Below are 18,059 nucleotides of genomic sequence, written 5' to 3'. Positions count from 1 at the left end.
AGTCCAGTTTTTCTTAGAAATTTTTGTAAAAATAAGATACAATAAAGAAAAGCATAATAGCTAAATTTAAGAATGGAGAATCTTCACATGAAAAATAAAAAAGCTTTAGCTCTAGCTCTTGCTAGTGTGACAATGGCAGGCGCTGCTGTGACTACTTACTCAACTATCACAGCTCCATCTGTACATGCAGACGAGTTTATTCGTAAAACGGAATGGATAACTGTTTCTAATGATCGTTCACGTACTCGTACAACTGTTTATTTTGAGTCAGGTGATCAAAAATTTGAAAAGCATAGTTATATTGATAAATTTGAGTATCAGGAAACCTATGTAGATGGCGGCGTACGTTACTATGTATTTGTAGAAAAAGGAACAAAACTTGCTGAATTGGAAAACGATCCCAATACACCGTCAGCAGACTTGAATAAACAAGGTTATAAATCTACTGATAAAAATAACAGCTGGCGTGAAGTATCAGGTAACCGTTACTTCTATTCACACGGAAACCCAGTTAAGGGTTGGGCCATGATTGACAACAAGACTTACTATTTCAATAGTGAGGGTGTAATGGCTCGTGGTATCATTGAAAATGAATCTGAGCGTTACTATCTAGATGATCAAGGTGTTAAGAAAACTGGTTTCCTCAAAGTGGGAGAAAAGACTTACTACTTTGACGGAAATGGTGTTCGTAGAACAGAAGTTGTCACAGAAAACGGTCAAACTCACTTTGTAAAAGACGGTGTTGTGACAAATGGAGTTCAAAAAGTTGGTACGAAATGGTACTTCTTTGATGAAAAAGGTAAAGCTCAATCAGGTATTGTAAAAGATAGCGCTGGTAAGTGGTATTACATCACTGCAGATGGTGACCGTAAGACAGGCCTTATCAAGGGTGCTGGCGACAAGTATTACTATGTCACTGAAGAAGGTGAACGTAAGTTTGGTGAAATCACTGTTGACGGTAAAACTTACTTCTTGACAGATGATTCTGATACTAAAGCTGGCTGGAATAAAGTTGACAATCATTGGATTTATGTAAATAAAGAAGGTAAACGTCAAACTGGTTGGCTTAAAGACGGTGGTAAATGGTACTACTTTAATGCTGAAGGCGTGATGCAAAAATGGTGGATCAAAGATGGTAACAAATGGTACTATCTAAACGGTTCAGGTGAAATGCAAACTGGCTGGTTGCAAGATGGTGGTACTTGGTACTACCTAAATGGCTCAGGTGCTATGGAAACTGGCTGGGCTAAAGTTGGTGGTGCTTGGTACTACCTTAAAGGCTCAGGTGCCATGGTAACTGGTTGGTTCCAAGTAGGTGGTAAATGGTACTATGCTTATAGTTCAGGTGCCCTTGCAGTAAGCACAACAGTCGATGGCTATTACGTAAATGCCAACGGTGAGTGGGTATAAAAACACTAAGAGAGTGGTTTTTCAACTGCTCTCTTTTTTACATTTAAATATTTCTACACTTTTTATGTTTTTTATTGCATTTATTATAGGAAAGGGATATAATTTAGATAAATTTATTATCTTAATACAGGAGGATTTTCCTATGAGAAAAACAGTAACAGGTATTTTGCTAGCAACTTCTGTACTAGCAATGGCGACAGTCCAACAAGTCCAAGCTGTCGAATCAGGGACAACAACGGCTACAACAACTTCATCATTTAAAGAGGTCCATTTTGTCACATTTAAGAATGGAAGTGTTCCAGTAGATATTAAAGAACCACGTACAGGTTCTGCAGCTTCAGATACAAGTCAACCAGAAATTGCTAACTATAGATATTCATCTCGTAGAGAAGAAGGTGATATTCTTTATCATGTGTATTCTCCAACTAATACTACAGGTAATAGTAATAATTCTTCTGCTCAAAGCAATCCTTATCATGGTGGAAATACAGCTGCTGCAACGAACACAAATACAAACAACAATCAAAATACTACAACAACTAGTGGGAATTCAGCAGTCAAGGAAGTTCGTTTTGTAGTTTATAAAGAGGGTAGTAGCGATCCAGTAAATATTAAGGAACCACGTAAAGGTTCTGAAGCTTCAGATACAAGTCATCCAACTATTGCTAACTATACATACGTTACTGGTAACTTAAAAGATGGTGTTCTTTATCATGTCTATCGTTCAAACACAGCCACTAACTCTAACCAAAATCAGTCTACAGTGGTAGGTCAGTTCAAAACAGAGAACGGAAAAGTCTACTATATTAAGGACGGTAAAAAGGTTAGCGGTTGGCAAAAAATCGATGATAAGACTTATTACTTTGAAGCTGATGGCGCTATGAAGAAAGGTCTATTGACTGCAGGTGATAAGCAATACTATCTAGATGAAAAAGATGGTGTTAAAAAGCTAGGCTTTGTAAAAGTTGCTGATAAGACTTATTATTTTGTAGAAGATGGTGAGAAGAAAACTGGTTTTGTTAAAATCGATGATAAAACTTACTATGTTAAAGAAGGTGTCCGTTTAACGGGTGATATTACTGTTGATGGGAAACATTATTTCTTGGATGAGGAAGGTGTCCTTAAACAAGGGATTGTTGTGATTGATGGTAAAAAATTCTTCATTGACAGCGAAGGAAATCGTCAGGCTGGATGGAAGAAGGTTGAGGGTGACTGGTATTATTTCTCTAAAGAAGATGGAATGAAGACTGGTTGGCTGAAAGATGGTGGTAAATGGTATCACTTTAATGCTGCAGGCGTGATGCAAAAATGGTGGTTTAAAGAAGGTGACACTTGGTACTACTTAAATGGTTCAGGCGAAATGCAAACTGGTTGGTTGCAAGATGGTGGCACATGGTATTATCTAAATGGTTCAGGTGCAATGAAAGCTAGCCAATGGTTCCAAGTAGGTGGAACATGGTACTACCTTGATAATTCGGGTGCTATGAAAACTGGTTGGTTGAAACAAGGTGGTAGTTGGTATTATCTTGATGGTTCAGGCGCTATGAAGACTGGTTGGTTCCAAGTAGATGGCAAATGGTACTATGCTTATAGTTCAGGAGCTCTTGCTGTCAGCACTACAATCAATGGTTACACAGTAAATGCCAATGGTGAGTGGGTTTAAAAGTGAAAAATTTACCATAGAGAATGTAAGTAATGAAAAGAAAATAAAAAGAAAGCTCATAAAATGAGCTTTCTTTTTCTGTGATTGAACATATATATAAAATCAAGCTAACAATATAATTGTATAAATAACTTAACTTTTTACTTGATTATATTTTTAGAAAGTGTTACAATAAATCCAAATATAATTCCAAAAAAGGGGTTTCAAAAATGGATAAAAAGAAAATGATTTTAACTAGCTTGGCTAGTGTGGCTATTTTGGGATCAGGTTTTCTTGCATCTAATCCTTCAACTGTAAAAGCTGAAGATGCGCAACCTGTTGCAACACAACCAGATATTACGGATACTAAAGAAGCTTTAAAAGCTGCTTTTGAAAAAATGGAAAAAGCTGTTGAAGATAAAATTAACAAAGACGACAGCATTAAAGCAGAAGACAAGGCGAAAGCTATCGAAGAAGCAAAAGCTGAAATCGGTAAGGAAGACATCTTAAAGGCTATCGAAAATGGTGATTTAGATGCTGAAGATGTTGCAAAAGAGTTAGAAGATGACTTTAATAAAGCCGGTGTGACTAATCCAACTGTACAACCAGCTCCAGGTGCTGAGTTGGTTCGTAATGAATCAGGTGAAGTTACAGAAGCTAAGCCAGTTAATGGTGGAATTGATGCTGATACTCAGGATAAAATCAACAAGCGTTTGGATGAAGAAAAGACAGATGCTAAGGATGCTGGTGAACGTGTAGAAGCTGCGAAAAATGATGTTGAAGAAGCAAAAGCTATTGTAGAAGCAGCAAAAGCAGCGAAAGAAAAAGCTCAAAAAGAACTTGATAGCTATGCTGACGCTGATGGTGAACAAGCAGACCAATACAGAGAAGCAGCTCAAAAGGATCTTGATGCCGCAGATAAAGCTCTAGAAGCAGCTCAAGCAGAACTTAAAGCGCGTGAAGCAGACTTGAAAGCTGAAGAAGCTAAATTGGATACAACAATTGAAGCTCTTCAAAACAAGGTCGCTGATTTGGAAAAAGAAGTTTCTAAATTAGAAGATAATCTTAAAGATGCGGAAGCAAATGGTTCTGAAGATTATATTAAAGAAGGGCTTCAGAAAGAATTAGATGCTAAAAGAGCGGAATTGGAGAAAGCTGAAGCAGATCTAGAAGCAGCTCTTAAAGGTTTGGAACCAGAATCTTCTAATGGAGATGCTGCAATTCTTGACAAACCAGAATATACAGAACCTAAAACAGAGCCTCAAAAAGAATCAAACAAGACTCCAGACAGACCTGCAAAACCAGCTCCAGAATTCCCAATCCCAGCTAAGGTTGGAACACCAGGAAATCCAGCTCCAGCTGCTGAAACTCCTGCTCCAGTGTCAGAAACGCCAGCAGGCCCATCTGCTGATGCTCCAGCGGCACCAGCACCTGGAACAAATAGTCCAGCTTCAGAAGCTCCATCAGCCCCAGCCTCTGCAACTCCAGCTGTAGCAGGAACTAGCCAAGATAATACTTATCAAGCCCCAGCTGCAAAAGCTGAAGATAAGAAAGAACTTCCAAATACTGGTGGTAAAGATAATGTTGCGGTTGCATTCTTAGGATTCTTAGGATTACTTCTTGGATTCCTTCCGTTTGTGAAACGTAAAAACTAAATCATATGATGGTATAGATTTTAAGTAATTAAATCAAAGCAGGAGAGAAATCTCCTGTTTTTTGTTTAAACTAGAGTTTTTATGAAGATTTAGGATATCTGAATTAAATTCAAAATTATAATTTACTATAGAAAATGAAAAGAATGAAAAGAAAGAAAAAAGAAAGCTAGTAAAATATGCTTTATTTTCTTGGGAATTTTACATGTTTTTGAAATATAACATATCAATAACAAAGGATATATAATATAACGTACCCCTTGATTTCACTCAAAAAAAGGTTTATAATGTACATAAATATGATTCTTAAAAAGAGGTACACAGGATGAACAAAAAGAAAATGATTTTAACTAGCTTAGCAAGTGTGGCTGTTTTGGGGGCAGCTTTTGTTGCATCTCAACCGTCAGTCGTGAAAGCTGAGGAGCAACCTGCAGCTAGTCAACCTGCTGGAGAAACTGGAACTACTACAACTCCTAAATCAGAAGTTACAAGTCCAGAAATTAAACAAGCTGAAGCTGACGCTAAAAAAGCTGAAGAAAAAGTTGCTGAAGCTCAAGCAAAAGTAGATACAACTACTCCTGTGGCTGACGAAGCAGCTACAAAACTTGAAACGGAGAAAAAAGAAGCTGCTGATGCTGAAGCTGCAAAAACTGAAGCTGAAAAAGCTAAAAAAACTGCAGACGATGAATTAGCTGCTGCTAAAGAAAAAGCCGCTGAAGCTGACGCTAAAGCTAAAGAAGAAGCTAAAAAAGAAGAAGACGCTAAAAAAGAAGAAGCAGATTCTAAAGATGCATTAACCGAGGCTTTAAAACAATTACCTGATGATAACGAATTGCTCGACAAAAAAGCAAAAGAAGAATTGTTGAAGGCTGTAGAATCTGGTGAATTAAAAGCTTCTGATATTCTTGCTGAATTAGCAGATGATGATAAAAAAGCTGAAGCTAATAAAGAAACTGAGAAAAAATTAAGAAATAAAGACCAAGCTTCTACTGCTGATGCTGGTGCAACTCAAGCTAACCCTTCAACTAAAGATCAATTACCAGCAGACATCAAAGCTGGAATTGACAAAGCTGAAAAAGCCGATGCTGCTCGTCCTGCATCAGAAAAGCTTCAAGATAAAGCTGATGATTTAGGTGAAAATGTTGATGCTCTTAAAAAAGAAGCGGATGCATTAAAATCTGAAGAAGATAAAAAAGCTGATACATTAACTAAGAGAGAAGAAACTTTAGAAAAAACTAAAAAAGCTCTTGAAACAGCAAAAGCAAATGGTTCATCTGAAGAAATTGTTAAAATTTTAGAAGATGTTGCTAAAAAAGCAGGAGCGGCTCGTGATGCTGCACAAAATGACTTTGATCAAGCTACTTCAGATACTAAAGTTGTTGCTGACGAACTAAACAAACTTACTGATGAGTACAACAAAACTCTAGAAGAAGTAAAAGCTGCTAAAGAAAAAGAAGCTAACGAGCCAGCTAAACCAGTAGAAGAAGAACCAGCTAAACCAGCAGAGAAAACAGAAGCTGAAAAAGCTGCTGAAGCTAAAGCAGAAGCGGATGCTAAAGTTGCTGAATTGCAGAAAAAAGCAGACGAAGCTAAAACAAAAGCAGATGAAGCTACAGCTAAAGCTACTAAAGAAGCTGAAGATGTAACAGCTGCTCAAACTAAAAAAGATGAAGCTGATAAAGCAAAAGCTGACGCAGAAGCTGAATTAGCTAAAGCTAAAGAAGAGGCTGAAAAAGCTAAAGCTAAAGTTGAAGAACTTAAAAAAGAAGAAAAAGATAACTTAGAAGCTCTTAAAGCTGCTTTAGAGCAACTTGAAAAAGATGCAGAAGCTGAAATTAACAAAAATGCTAAAATCACTGACAAAGCAAAAGCTCTCGAAGAAGCTAAAGCTGCAATTGGTAAAGACGCTTTACTAAAAGCTATAGAAGATGGTGTTATCACTGCTACACAAGCTGCTAAAGAATTAGAAGATCAAAATACGACTGCTGAAGCTACTAAAGATCAAGATCCTCAAGCAGACGAAATCGGTGCTACAAAACAAGAAGGTAAACCTTTATCTGAGCTTCCAGCTGCTGATAAAGAAAAATTAGATGCTGCTTACAACAAAGAAGCTTCTAAACCAATCGTTAAAAAACTTACAGATATTGCTGATGATTTAGCTGAAAAAATCGAAAAATTAACTAAAGTAGCTGATAAAGACAAAGCTGATGCTACTGAAAAAGCTAAAGTAGTTGAAGAAAAAAATAAAGCATTAGAACAACAAAAAGAAACTTTAGAAAAAGCTAAAACAGCTCTTGAAACAGCTAATAAAAATAATGCTGATCAAGATGTTAAGGATAAATTACAAGATGCTGTTACTAAACTAGAAGGTTCTGTTGCTACTGCTAAGACTGCTGCTGATGAAGCTCAAGCTAAATTCGACGAAGTTAACGAAGTAGTAAAAGCTTACAAATCTGCGATCGATGAGCTAACTGACGATTACAACGCAACTTTAGGTTATATCGAAAACTTAAAAGAAGTTCCTAAAGATGAAGAACAACCTAAAGACTTCGCAGGTGGAGTAAATGATGATGAAGCACCTACTGGCGATGCTAAACAACCTGATGAGGTTCCAACTGTTCCTGATGCTCCTGAATTCACTGGTGGGGTAAATCCTGCTGACGCTCCTACAGCTGAAGAAAAACCTGAGTTTAATGGTGGTGTAAATGATGAAGAAGCGCCTACAACTGAAAATACTCCTGAGTTCAATGGTGGTGTAAATGATGATAATGCTCCAACTGAGCCATCTAAACCAGAAGGTGAAGCTCCAGCTGAGCAACCAAAAACAGAAGTTCCAGATATTAAATCTGAAATCAAACGTCTTGAAAAAGAAGTTGAAAAACTCGAATCTGACGTGAAAGATGCAGAAAATGGTGCTGAAGATTATTTTGTAGAAGGATTGAAAGGTGAATTAGATAAAGCTAAAGCAGAATTAGAAGAACTTAAAGCTGCTTGGTTAAATCTTGTGAATGATAAACCTGAATTTGATTTATCAAAATTAAATGAAGGTAAATTACCTGAATCGAATAAAGAAAATACAGCGCCATCAAGACCTGAAAAACCAGCTCCTGAATTTCCAATCCCAGCTAAAGTTGGAACACCTGGAAATCCACCGCGTGAAAATTCTGATACTACAGCTGTCAATGAACCTGCACTTGTACCAAAAACACCATCAGCTCCTGGAACAGATGCTTCAGCTACACCAACAGCTGATACACCATCAACTCCTGCGGTTGCACCAACTGTAGCAGGTACTAACAAAGACAATACTTATCAAGCCCCAGCTGCAAAAGCTGAAGATAAGAAAGAACTTCCTAACACTGGTGGTAAAGATAATGTTGCAATTGCATCATTAGGATTCCTTGGATTACTTCTTGGTGCCCTTCCATTTGTAAAACGTAAAAACTAATTAGTAGAAAATATAAAAGAGAAGGATTTATGACCTTCTCTTTTTGTGATATGGACTATAGTGAGAATTCTATTGAAAGAAGAAAAAAGTGAACAAAACAATGTTTCAGCTTTGTTCACTTTTGTGTTATTCTATAAACTTACAACAATGTCTCAAACTCAGCAACGGTCATACCCAACTGCTGGCTGGCAACCTCCGAAGTCAGAAGTCCTTGACGGACCATATCCAGGAAGGCAAAGAGTTTCCCACGCTCTAAACCTTGTTCAAGACCCTCCGCACGGCCACGTTCTAATCCTTTTTCCTCCGCTTGTTCCAAGGCATAGTCCTGTGCCAACAAGGCTTGTTCTTCTCGCATACGTAGTTGACTAAACATTTTCCTGTCCTCCTCGGACCAGCTCTTATAGTCCAGCAGTTGGTCTGCCTGGCTGATGGCTCGCTCAGGTTGCTGGGTAAAGGGCTTGTTGCCAAAAAACTCCAACCATGGTTTACGAACCTCGTCTTTGCTGGTTTCTCTGTATTTTTTAGTCCTTATTTGTGATGGTCTTTCAATAGTTCTTCAAATTCAGAGACAGTCATTCCCAACTGTTCACTCGCAACCTCTGAAGTCAGAAGTTCTTGACGGACTAGATTTACTAAACCTACTTTTAATCCCTCTTCGATACCCTCAGCTCGACCACGCTCTAAGCCTTTTTCTTCAGCTTGTTCCAAGGCATAATCCTGTGCTAACAAGGCTTGTTCTTCACGCATACGTAGTTCACTAAACATCTTCCTGTCCTCCTCGGACCAGCTCTTGTAGTCCAGCAGTTGGTCTGCCTGGCTGATGGCTCGCTCGGGTTGCTGGGTAAAGGGTTTGTTCCCGAAAAACTCCAACCACGGTTTGCGAACCTTGTCTTTGCTGGTTTCTCTGTATTTTTTAATTCCAAGAACGCCATCTTGACTAGATGGTTTTCTTGACCGTTATTAGTGATGGTTAAGACCTCACCTCTCGTGTCCTCGCGCATACTAAAGCTATGGAAAGCCAAGTCATCTTGGAAATAATTGCTGTCCACAATAGCGATAGCATATACTGGTGCGATGTGTTTGTAACTCTGGTGGGTATCACCTTCACGTTGGCGGATTTTTTCAAGATTTTGATTGACCTGACTGCACAGGTAAGCCCACAAGCGATTAATGAAAAAATTCTGATGATGAACTTGGATTTCGATAATAACCTGCGTGCCATTGTCCAACTCTGCCAAGACGTCTATACTGGTATAGAAATCCTGCGCTGAATAAGGGATGGAGGGTAATACGTGAATGTTACTTCCCTCCAAAATCGTTACATTTTTGGCTGGCAAGTCCAGCATATCACGGATAAATTGACAAGTGATTTCTGGATTGCTGAAAATTTTCTTAGCAACCAAGTCATTGGTTGGGCTGATGCCCGGATGACGTAATGCCATACTCTTTCTCCTTTCATTATAGCACATTTTCAAATCTAGGTTTACTGGATTCTTTGGCTCTATCTATTTATTCGGAAAAAGTGTGAAAAATATTGGGTATCGCTCTTCTCAATGGTATTTTTTGGTGCTTTCCTTTATAATGGGTGTATGGATAAGAAAAAATTATTATTGATTGATGGGTCTTCTGTTGCTTTTCGGGCGTTTTTTGCGCTCTATCAGCAGTTGGACCGTTTTAAGAATGCGGCTGGTTTGCATACCAATGCGATTTATGGTTTTCAGTTGATGTTGAGCCATTTGTTGGAGCGGGTTGAGCCTAGTCATATTTTGGTGGCTTTTGATGCGGGAAAGACAACCTTCCGGACAGAGATGTATGCGGACTATAAAGGTGGTCGGGCTAAGACTCCTGATGAGTTTCGTGAGCAATTTCCCTTTATTCGTGAGTTGCTGGATCATATGGGGATTCGTCACTATGAGTTGGCTCAGTATGAGGCGGATGACATCATTGGGACGCTGGATAAACTAGCAGAGCAGGATGGTTTTGATATTACCATTGTCAGTGGGGACAAGGATTTGATTCAGCTGACGGATGAGCATACGGTGGTTGAAATTTCCAAGAAAGGTGTGGCTGAGTTTGAGGCCTTTACGCCAGACTATCTCATGGAAAAGATGGGCATTACACCGGCTCAGTTTATCGATCTCAAGGCGCTCATGGGTGATAAGTCGGATAATATCCCTGGGGTGACCAAAATTGGTGAAAAGACGGGTATCAAGCTCTTGCTGGAGCATGGCTCACTCGAGGGGATTTATGAGAATATCAATGGGATGAAGGCTTCTAAAATGAAGGAAAATCTCATCAATGATAAGGAACAGGCCTTTTTGTCTAAAACACTAGCGACCATTGATACCAAGGCACCGATTGAGCTTGGTTTAAAGGATTTGGTCTATAGCGGTCCAGATGTGGAAAATCTTGGAAAATTCTACGATGAGATGGGCTTCAAACAGCTCAAACAGGCTTTAAATGTGTCGTCAGCTGATGTGGCTGAGAGTTTGGATTTTACTATCGTTGACCAAATTAGTCAAGATATGCTGAGTGAAGAGTCTATCTTCCATTTTGAGCTTTTTGGTGAGAATTACCATGCGGATGATTTGGTTGGTTTTGCTTGGTCTTGTGGGGATAAGCTCTATGCTACAGACAAGCTTGAGCTTTTGCAAGACCCGATTTTCAAGGACTTTTTAGAAAAAACACCTCTGAAAGTGTATGACTTTAAGAAGGCTAAAGTTCTCTTGCATCGTTTGGGTGTGGATTTGCAGGCGCCTGCTTTTGACAGCCGTTTGGCTAAATACCTCCTTTCGACTGTGGAGGACAATGAAATTGCGACCATCGCTAGTCTTTATGGTCAGACTTATTTGGTTGATGATGAGACTTTCTATGGTAAGGGAGTCAAGAAGGCCATTCCTGAACGCGAGAAATTCTTAGAACATTTGGCACGTAAGATTGCAGTTTTGGTTGAGACTGAGCCTGTTTTACTTGAAAAACTCAGTGAAAATGGGCAATTAGAGCTTCTTTATGATATGGAGCAACCTCTGGCTTCTGTCCTTGCTAAGATGGAAATTGCTGGGATTACGGTCAAGAAAGAGACCTTGCTTGAGATGCAGGCTGAAAATGAGCTTGTCATTGAAAAACTGACTCAGGAGATTTACGAGCTGGCTGGTGAGGAGTTTAATATCAACTCGCCTAAGCAGTTGGGCGTGCTTCTCTTTGAAAAATTGGGGCTACCTCTAGAATACACTAAGAAAACCAAGACAGGTTATTCGACAGCAGTGGATGTCTTGGAACGCTTGGCTCCTATTGCGCCGATTGTTAAGAAAATTCTCGACTACCGTCAGATTGCCAAGATTCAATCGACTTATGTGATTGGTTTGCAGGACTGGATTTTGGCTGATGGCAAGATTCATACTCGCTATGTGCAGGATTTGACCCAGACTGGGCGTCTGTCTAGTGTGGATCCAAACTTGCAAAATATTCCTGTGCGATTGGAACAAGGCCGTCTCATTCGTAAGGCTTTTGTACCCGAGTGGGAGGATAGTGTGTTGCTCAGTTCGGATTATTCACAGATTGAATTGCGTGTTTTAGCGCATATTTCTAATGATGAGCACTTGATTAAGGCTTTCCAAGAGGGGGCAGATATCCATACTTCGACAGCCATGCGTGTCTTTGGTATTGAGCGTCCTGAGGATGTGACTGCAAACGACCGTCGCAATGCCAAGGCCGTTAACTTTGGAGTGGTTTACGGGATTTCAGACTTTGGTTTGTCTAATAATTTGGGAATTAGTCGTAAGGAGGCCAAAGCCTACATTGATACCTACTTTGAACGCTTCCCAGGTATTAAAAACTACATGGATGAAGTGGTGCGTGAGGCGCGTGATAAGGGCTATGTAGAGACCCTCTTCAAGCGTCGTCGTGAGTTGCCAGATATCAATTCGCGCAACTTCAATATTCGTGGTTTTGCAGAGCGGACAGCTATCAACTCTCCTATCCAGGGGTCGGCGGCAGATATTCTCAAGATTGCCATGATTCAGCTGGATAAAGCCTTGGTTGCAGGTGGTTATCAGACCAAGATGTTGTTACAAGTGCACGATGAAATCGTCCTTGAAGTTCCTAAATCTGAATTGGCAGAGATGAAAAAATTGGTCAAACAAACCATGGAAGAAGCCATTCAACTCAGTGTTCCCCTCATCGCAGATGAAAATGAAGGGGCAACCTGGTACGAGGCTAAATAAAAAGGGGGCTAGTCCTCCTTTTTTGTAGTAGAATTATGCAAGCCTTTTCAAATTGTGCTATACTGATGAAAAAGGAGGATTTCTATGAGTCAAGAATTTATCAATCCAAGTGATGGCGTGATTCGTCAGTATCTCGCAACGAGTAAAACCCTTGCTGTGGTGGGCTTGTCAGACCGTGAGGAAACAACGAGCAATCGAGTGACCAAGGAAATGCAGGCTCGGGGTTATAAAATCATCCCAGTCAATCCCAAGGTGGCAGGTGGCGAAATCTTGGGTGAAAAGGCTTATGCTAGCCTAGCGGAGATTCCTTTTCCTGTAGATATTGTCAATGTTTACCGTCGCAGCGAGTTTTTGCCTGATGTGGCGCGTGATTTTCTCAAAGCTGATGCTAATATTTTTTGGGCACAGCTGGGACTTGAAAGTCTAGAGGCGGAAGAAATCTTGCGTGCTGGTGGATGCGATGATATTGTGATGAATCGTTGCATCAAGAGAGAACATACACGCTTGATTGAGGAAGCATAAGAAAAAGGTAGCTGGTGGGCTACCTTTTGTGTTATACTCAATGAAAATCAAAGAGCAAACTAGGAAACTAGCCGCAGGTTGCTCAAAAGACTGTTTTTGAGGTTGCAGATAGAACTGACGAAGTCAGCTCAAAACACAGTTTTGAGGTTGTGGATAGAACTGACGAAGTCAGTAACCATACCTATGGCAAGGCGACGTTGACGTAGTTTGAAGAGATTTTCGAAGAGTATTAGAAAATGCCGATAAGGGTCTGCATACCAAGACTAGTGAGGATGATGGCAATCCAGCAGATGGCTCCGAGAACAATGGATTTTCCGCTGGATTTGACCATAGCGACCAGATTTGTTTTGAGTCCGATAGCACTCATGGCCATGATAATGAGAAATTTGGAGAGTTGTTTGAGAGGGGTAAAGAAACTACTGGACACACCGAGAGAGGTCAGTAGGGTGGTTAGGAGAGATGCGAGGATAAAGTAAAGGATAAAAAGTGGGAAGACTTTTTTCAGTTGCAAGCCTTGCTTATTTTTTTGTTCACGACTTTGCCAATAGGAGAGAAAGAGAGTGATGGGGATGATAGCCAGAGTACGTGTGAGTTTGACAATGGTTGCGGATTCGAGGGTATTGGTCTGGTAGAGACTGTCCCAGGCGCTGGCTGTGGCGGTTACAGAGGAAGTATCATTGACCGCAGTTCCTGCAAAGAGGGCGAAGCCTTCATTGGATAGATGAAGCCAGATGCCGAGGGTTGGAAAGATGAGTGCAGCCAAGACATTGAAGAAAAAGATAACGGAGATGGCTTGGGCTACTTCCTTTTCCTTGGCATGGATAACGGGCGCTGTCGCCGCAATGGCAGAACCACCACAGATAGAAGAACCCACTCCAATCAAGGTAGCCAGTTTTGTGTCCAGTGCAAAGAAGCGCTGGAAGAGGTAGGCAACAATCAAGGCTATTGAGATGGTGGACAGGATGACAGGGAGTGAAGATTGTCCGACTGCAAAGACCTGCGAGATATTGAGACCAAAACCAAGCAAGATAACGGCATACTGGAGCAATTTTTTGGAACTAAAGGTCAATCCAGCATCCAGTTGTTTATGAGACGAGAGAAAGGGATGTAGGAGCATGCCTATGAAAATCGCAAAGACGGGTGCGCCAATCACAGGGAAGAATCCGCCTAGATACCAAGCAAGTAGTGAAATCAGAAGGCAGGCCAAGATGCCTGCTCCATTTTTTGATAGAAATGACATAAAAACCTCCAAATAGAATCTGTTACCATTATAGACCTGTAAAGAGGAAAAGTAAAATAGAAAGTGGAAAGCTATTCTATCATGTATTTTTGCGGTCGGGGGGCTTTTGTAGTATAATAGAGATACGTTTTGAAAGTAGGAGGTATCTATGGACTTAACTAAGCGCTTTAATAAACAGTTAGATAAGATTCAAGTTTCGTTGATTCGTCAGTTTGACCAGGCTATTTCGGAGATTCCTGGGGTCTTGCGTTTGACCTTGGGGGAGCCTGATTTTACAACGCCAGATCATGTCAAGGAGGCGGCCAAGCGAGCGATTGATCAGAACCAATCCTACTATACAGGGATGAGTGGTCTGCTGACTCTACGTCAGGCGGCCAGTGACTTTGTTAAGGAAAAGTACCAACTGGACTATGCTCCTGAAAATGAAATCTTGGTTACAATTGGGGCGACAGAGGCTTTATCTGCCACTTTGACAGCTATTTTGGAAGAGGGAGATAAGGTGCTCTTGCCAGCTCCTGCCTATCCAGGTTATGAACCGATTGTCAATCTAGTTGGGGCAGAGATTGTCGAGATTGACACGACTGAAAATGGTTTTGTCTTGACTCCTGAGATGTTGGAAAAGGCTATTTTGGAGCAGGGTGACAAGCTCAAGGCGGTTATTCTCAACTATCCAGCCAACCCGACAGGAATTACCTATAGTCGGGAGCAGTTGGAAGACTTGGCAGCTGTTTTACGCAAGTACGAAATTTTTATTGTCTGTGATGAGGTTTACTCAGAATTGACCTATACAGGGGAAGCCCATGTATCTCTGGGAACTATGTTGAGAGATCAGGCAATTATTATCAATGGTTTATCGAAGTCGCATGCTATGACGGGTTGGCGTTTGGGTCTGATTTTCGCTCCTGCAGCCTTTACAGCCCAGTTGATCAAGAGTCACCAGTACTTGGTGACTGCCGCAAATACCATGGCGCAACATGCTGCGGTAGAAGCCCTTACAGCTGGTAAAAACGATGCGGAGCCTATGAAGAAGGAATACATCCAGCGTCGAGATTATATTATCGAGAAAATGACTGCTCTTGGTTTTGAGATTATCAAACCAGACGGTGCCTTCTATATCTTTGCTAAGATTCCAGCGGGCTACAATCAAGATTCCTTTGCTTTTCTGAAGGATTTTGCCCAGAAGAAGGCTGTTGCCTTTATCCCTGGTGCAGCCTTTGGACGTTACGGGGAAGGATATGTTCGCCTATCTTATGCAGCCAGCATGGAGACGATCAAAGAAGCCATGAAACGACTTGAGGAGTACATGAGAGAAGCATGATTCAGTCTATCACGAGTCAAGGCTTGGTGCTCTACAATCGCAATTTTCGTGAGGATGACAAGCTAGTCAAGATTTTTACAGAGCAGGCTGGCAAGCGCATGTTTTTCGTCAAACACGCTGGTCAGTCTAAGCTAGCTCCTGTTATTCAGCCCTTGGTGTTGGCACGATTTCTCTTGCGAATTAATGATGACGGACTCAGCTACATCGAGGACTATCATGAGGTGATGACCTTTCCTAAGATTAATAGTGATCTCTTTGTCATGGCCTATGCGACCTATGTAGCGGCTCTTGCAGATGCGAGTTTGCAGGACAATCAGCAGGATGCTCCCTTATTTGCTTTTTTGCAAAAGACTTTGGAGTTGATGGAAGCTGGCTTGGATTATCAGGTTTTGACTAATATTTTTGAAATTCAAATCTTGACTCGATTTGGGATCAGCCTCAATTTTAATGAGTGTGCCTTTTGTCATCGGGTTGGTCAGGCTTTTGATTTTTCTTTCAAATATGGAGCCTGTCTTTGCCCAGAGCATTATCATGAGGATGAGAGACGTTGCCATCTCAATCCCAACATCCCTTATCTGCTTAATCAATTTCAAGCCATTGATTTTGAGACCTTGGAGACCATTTCGCTCAAGTCTGAAATCAAGCAAGAGCTACGCCAATTTATGGATCAACTCTATGAAGAGTACGTTGGAATTCATCTAAAATCAAAGAAATTTATTGATTCCCTATCCGACTGGGGTCAATTACTAAAAGAGGAGAACAAATGAAAAAAATTGCAGTAGATGCAATGGGGGGCGATTACGCACCTCAGGCTATCGTTGAGGGAGTCAATCAAGCCCTTGCTGACTTTTCGGATATTGAGGTTCAACTCTACGGAGATGAAAGCAAAATCAAGCAATATCTGACAGCGACAGAGCGCGTCAGCATTATCCATACGGATGAGAAGATTGATTCAGACGATGAACCTACGAGAGCTATTCGGAAGAAGAAAAATGCCAGTATGGTCTTGGCGGCCAAGGCTGTCAAAGAAGGCGAAGCAGACGCTGTTCTCTCAGCTGGGAATACAGGTGCTTTGTTGGCAGCAGGATTCTTCATCGTGGGTCGTATCAAGAACATCGACCGTCCTGGACTCATGTCTACCTTGCCGACCGTTGATGGGAAAGGTTTTGACATGCTGGACCTCGGTGCCAATGCGGAGAATACAGCCCAGCACCTCCATCAATATGCGGTTCTAGGTTCCTTCTATGCAAAAAATGTCCGTGGCATTGCGCAACCACGTGTTGGCTTGCTCAATAATGGAACAGAGAGTAGTAAGGGTGACCCGCTTCGTAAGGAAACTTATGAATTACTAGCAGCTGATGAAAGTTTGAACTTTATCGGAAACGTGGAAGCGCGTGATTTGATGAATGGCGTTGCGGATGTTGTCGTGGCAGATGGTTTCACGGGAAACGCTGTGCTCAAATCCATTGAAGGGACAGCCATGGGAATCATGGGATTGCTCAAGACAGCTATTACAGGCGGTGGTCTTCGAGCGAAACTAGGCGCCCTCCTTCTCAAGGACAGCCTCAGAGGTTTGAAAAAACAGCTCAACTACTCAGATGTTGGTGGAGCAGTCTTGTTTGGTGTCAAGGCACCGGTTGTCAAGACTCATGGCTCAAGCGATGCCAAGGCTGTTTATAGTACAATCCGCCAGATTCGTACCATGCTAGAAACAGACGTAGTTGCCCAGACTGCGCGTGAATTTTCAGGAGAATAAAAGAGATGACAGAAAAAGAAATTTTTGACCGTATTGTGACCATTATCCAAGAGCGACAGGGAGAGGACTTTGTCGTGACAGAATCCTTGAGTCTGAAAGACGATTTGGATGCTGACTCAGTTGACTTGATGGAGTTTATCTTGACGCTGGAGGATGAATTTAATATCGAAATCAGCGATGAGGAAATTGACCAACTCCAAAGTGTAGGAGATGTGGTTAAAATCATTCAAGCAAAATAAAGATAAGAAGTTCCAAGGCATTTGCTTTGGAATTTTTCTTTGGTTCAAGTGACCGTTTAGGAACAGATTTAGTCTTTCTAGGGACAGGAGAAATCTGAGGACAAATAAGAGATATAATGAAATTAGAAAAATCAATCTCCAAAAAGGAGATAAGAAATGAAGATCAAATGAAAATATCAATTGATTTCTGCTAGAACAAAAATGTTAATATAGTCACAATTTTAATTGACTTTCCTTTTTTACAGGACTATAATGTAGATATAAAAAAGGATTTATTTTATAGTTGGGGGAAGGTGATGGCTATGTACTTTTGATAAACTAGTCTCTATCTTATATTCTTGGAAATGTTAGGAGATCTTATGGTTCAGGTTCATGAACCTGACATCTATTTTGACTTCGTTTCTATTGGATTTTCTTGCTTTGGATTTATCTATTTTAGGAGGAAATGGCTATGAAAAAATCTAAACTACTTACACTTGGTTTACTTGCAGGTGCTGGTCTACTTTTGTCTATCAATCAAGCACAGGCTGCAGATACTTGGGTTAAAAATGGATCTGACTGGAATCTTTCACAAGATGGCAGTCTCGCTAAAAACAAATGGGTGCAAAA

Annotated in this window: 11 protein-coding genes and 3 pseudogenes; 11 read left to right on the top strand and 3 right to left on the bottom strand. The window is 40.8% G+C overall.

Features of this window, described 5'->3' with window-relative positions:
• Positions 1-87: 87 nt before the first annotated feature.
• The 4 genes from M1G05_RS09600 to M1G05_RS09585 all read left to right on the top strand — a co-directional run bounded on the left by M1G05_RS09600 (position 88) and on the right by M1G05_RS09585 (position 8,152).
• Complete coding sequence (locus M1G05_RS09600; protein WP_247953642.1) at positions 88-1,410, top strand: nucleoside triphosphate hydrolase; 1,323 nt, start codon at positions 88-90, stop codon at positions 1,408-1,410.
• 142 nt (positions 1,411-1,552) lie between these two features.
• Positions 1,553-3,073 carry a PspC family transcriptional regulator gene (locus M1G05_RS09595; protein ID WP_247953641.1) on the top strand — a complete coding sequence of 507 codons (1,521 nt, stop codon included), beginning with the start codon at positions 1,553-1,555 and terminating at the stop codon, positions 3,071-3,073.
• 209 nt (positions 3,074-3,282) lie between these two features.
• Entirely contained in the window at positions 3,283-4,707 is a 1,425-nt protein-coding gene (locus tag M1G05_RS09590; protein WP_247953640.1) for an LPXTG cell wall anchor domain-containing protein, read from the top strand.
• A gap of 322 nt (positions 4,708-5,029) precedes the next feature.
• Positions 5,030-8,152, top strand: a complete 3,123-nt coding sequence (locus M1G05_RS09585; RefSeq protein ID WP_247953639.1) for an SIALI-17 repeat-containing surface protein — start codon at positions 5,030-5,032, stop codon at positions 8,150-8,152.
• Between the two features lie 139 nt (positions 8,153-8,291).
• On the opposite strand, the pseudogene M1G05_RS09580 reads toward M1G05_RS09585, so the two are convergent.
• Together M1G05_RS09580 and M1G05_RS09575 are read right to left on the bottom strand one after the other, a co-directional pair.
• Positions 8,292-8,684 (bottom strand): annotated as a pseudogene (locus tag M1G05_RS09580) (hypothetical protein); the annotation flags it as partial.
• Positions 8,681-9,594: pseudogene (locus M1G05_RS09575) on the bottom strand (Rpn family recombination-promoting nuclease/putative transposase). The pseudogenes M1G05_RS09580 and M1G05_RS09575, both read right to left, overlap by 4 nt.
• A 147-nt stretch (positions 9,595-9,741) precedes the next feature.
• Here M1G05_RS09575 and polA point away from each other — a divergent pair.
• Together polA and M1G05_RS09565 are read left to right on the top strand one after the other, a co-directional pair.
• The gene (polA, locus tag M1G05_RS09570) at positions 9,742-12,375 is read left to right on the top strand and encodes a DNA polymerase I (RefSeq protein WP_247953638.1); all 2,634 of its coding nucleotides are present in this window, start codon (positions 9,742-9,744) and stop codon (positions 12,373-12,375) included.
• An 84-nt stretch (positions 12,376-12,459) separates the two neighbouring features.
• Positions 12,460-12,897, top strand: coding sequence for a CoA-binding protein (locus M1G05_RS09565; protein WP_247953637.1), 438 nt, complete (start codon positions 12,460-12,462; stop codon positions 12,895-12,897).
• 229 nt (positions 12,898-13,126) lie between these two features.
• Here the strand turns inward: M1G05_RS09565 and M1G05_RS09560 are convergent, their stop codons facing one another.
• A complete protein-coding gene (locus M1G05_RS09560) occupies positions 13,127-14,137 on the bottom strand; it encodes a YeiH family protein (RefSeq protein WP_223330587.1) in 1,011 nt (336 codons plus the stop codon).
• Between the two features lie 148 nt (positions 14,138-14,285).
• On the opposite strand from M1G05_RS09560, the gene M1G05_RS09555 reads away from it, so the two are divergent.
• From M1G05_RS09555 to M1G05_RS09535, 5 genes and pseudogenes are all read left to right on the top strand, one after another.
• Entirely contained in the window at positions 14,286-15,455 is a 1,170-nt protein-coding gene (locus M1G05_RS09555) for a pyridoxal phosphate-dependent aminotransferase (RefSeq protein WP_247953636.1), read from the top strand.
• Positions 15,452-16,222: a DNA repair protein RecO gene (gene recO / locus M1G05_RS09550; protein WP_000616130.1), complete on the top strand. Its 771-nt coding sequence runs from the start codon at positions 15,452-15,454 to the stop codon at positions 16,220-16,222. The genes M1G05_RS09555 and recO overlap by 4 nt, the downstream gene beginning before the upstream one ends.
• Positions 16,219-17,211: a phosphate acyltransferase PlsX gene (gene plsX, locus M1G05_RS09545; protein WP_020900475.1), complete on the top strand. Its 993-nt coding sequence runs from the start codon at positions 16,219-16,221 to the stop codon at positions 17,209-17,211. Before recO ends, plsX begins: the two co-directional genes overlap by 4 nt.
• A 5-nt stretch (positions 17,212-17,216) precedes the next feature.
• Positions 17,217-17,450, top strand: a complete 234-nt coding sequence (locus M1G05_RS09540; protein ID WP_000136445.1) for an acyl carrier protein — start codon at positions 17,217-17,219, stop codon at positions 17,448-17,450.
• A 451-nt stretch (positions 17,451-17,901) separates the two neighbouring features.
• A pseudogene (locus M1G05_RS09535) lies at positions 17,902-18,059 on the top strand (N-acetylmuramoyl-L-alanine amidase family protein); the annotation flags it as partial.

Source organism: Streptococcus mitis (assembly GCF_023109515.1).
GTDB lineage: Bacteria > Bacillota > Bacilli > Lactobacillales > Streptococcaceae > Streptococcus > Streptococcus mitis_CS.
Note: the sequence above shows the minus strand (reverse complement) of the source record. Positions and strands in the feature narration are given on the sequence as shown.

Bases quoted from the DNA above. Each gene is read 5' to 3' on its own strand.
- recO (WP_000616130.1), top strand. From the start codon at position 15,452: ATGATTCAGTCTATCACGAGTCAAGGCTTGGTGCTCTACAATCGCAAT.
- M1G05_RS09540 (WP_000136445.1), top strand. From the start codon at position 17,217: ATGACAGAAAAAGAAATTTTTGACCGTATTGTGACCATTATCCAAGAG.
- M1G05_RS09595 (WP_247953641.1), top strand. From the start codon at position 1,553: ATGAGAAAAACAGTAACAGGTATTTTGCTAGCAACTTCTGTACTAGCA.
- M1G05_RS09590 (WP_247953640.1), top strand. From the start codon at position 3,283: ATGGATAAAAAGAAAATGATTTTAACTAGCTTGGCTAGTGTGGCTATT.
- M1G05_RS09560 (WP_223330587.1), bottom strand. From the start codon at position 14,137: ATGTCATTTCTATCAAAAAATGGAGCAGGCATCTTGGCCTGCCTTCTG.
- plsX (WP_020900475.1), top strand. From the start codon at position 16,219: ATGAAAAAAATTGCAGTAGATGCAATGGGGGGCGATTACGCACCTCAG.
- M1G05_RS09600 (WP_247953642.1), top strand. From the start codon at position 88: ATGAAAAATAAAAAAGCTTTAGCTCTAGCTCTTGCTAGTGTGACAATG.
- M1G05_RS09565 (WP_247953637.1), top strand. From the start codon at position 12,460: ATGAGTCAAGAATTTATCAATCCAAGTGATGGCGTGATTCGTCAGTAT.
- M1G05_RS09585 (WP_247953639.1), top strand. From the start codon at position 5,030: ATGAACAAAAAGAAAATGATTTTAACTAGCTTAGCAAGTGTGGCTGTT.
- polA (WP_247953638.1), top strand. From the start codon at position 9,742: ATGGATAAGAAAAAATTATTATTGATTGATGGGTCTTCTGTTGCTTTT.
- M1G05_RS09555 (WP_247953636.1), top strand. From the start codon at position 14,286: ATGGACTTAACTAAGCGCTTTAATAAACAGTTAGATAAGATTCAAGTT.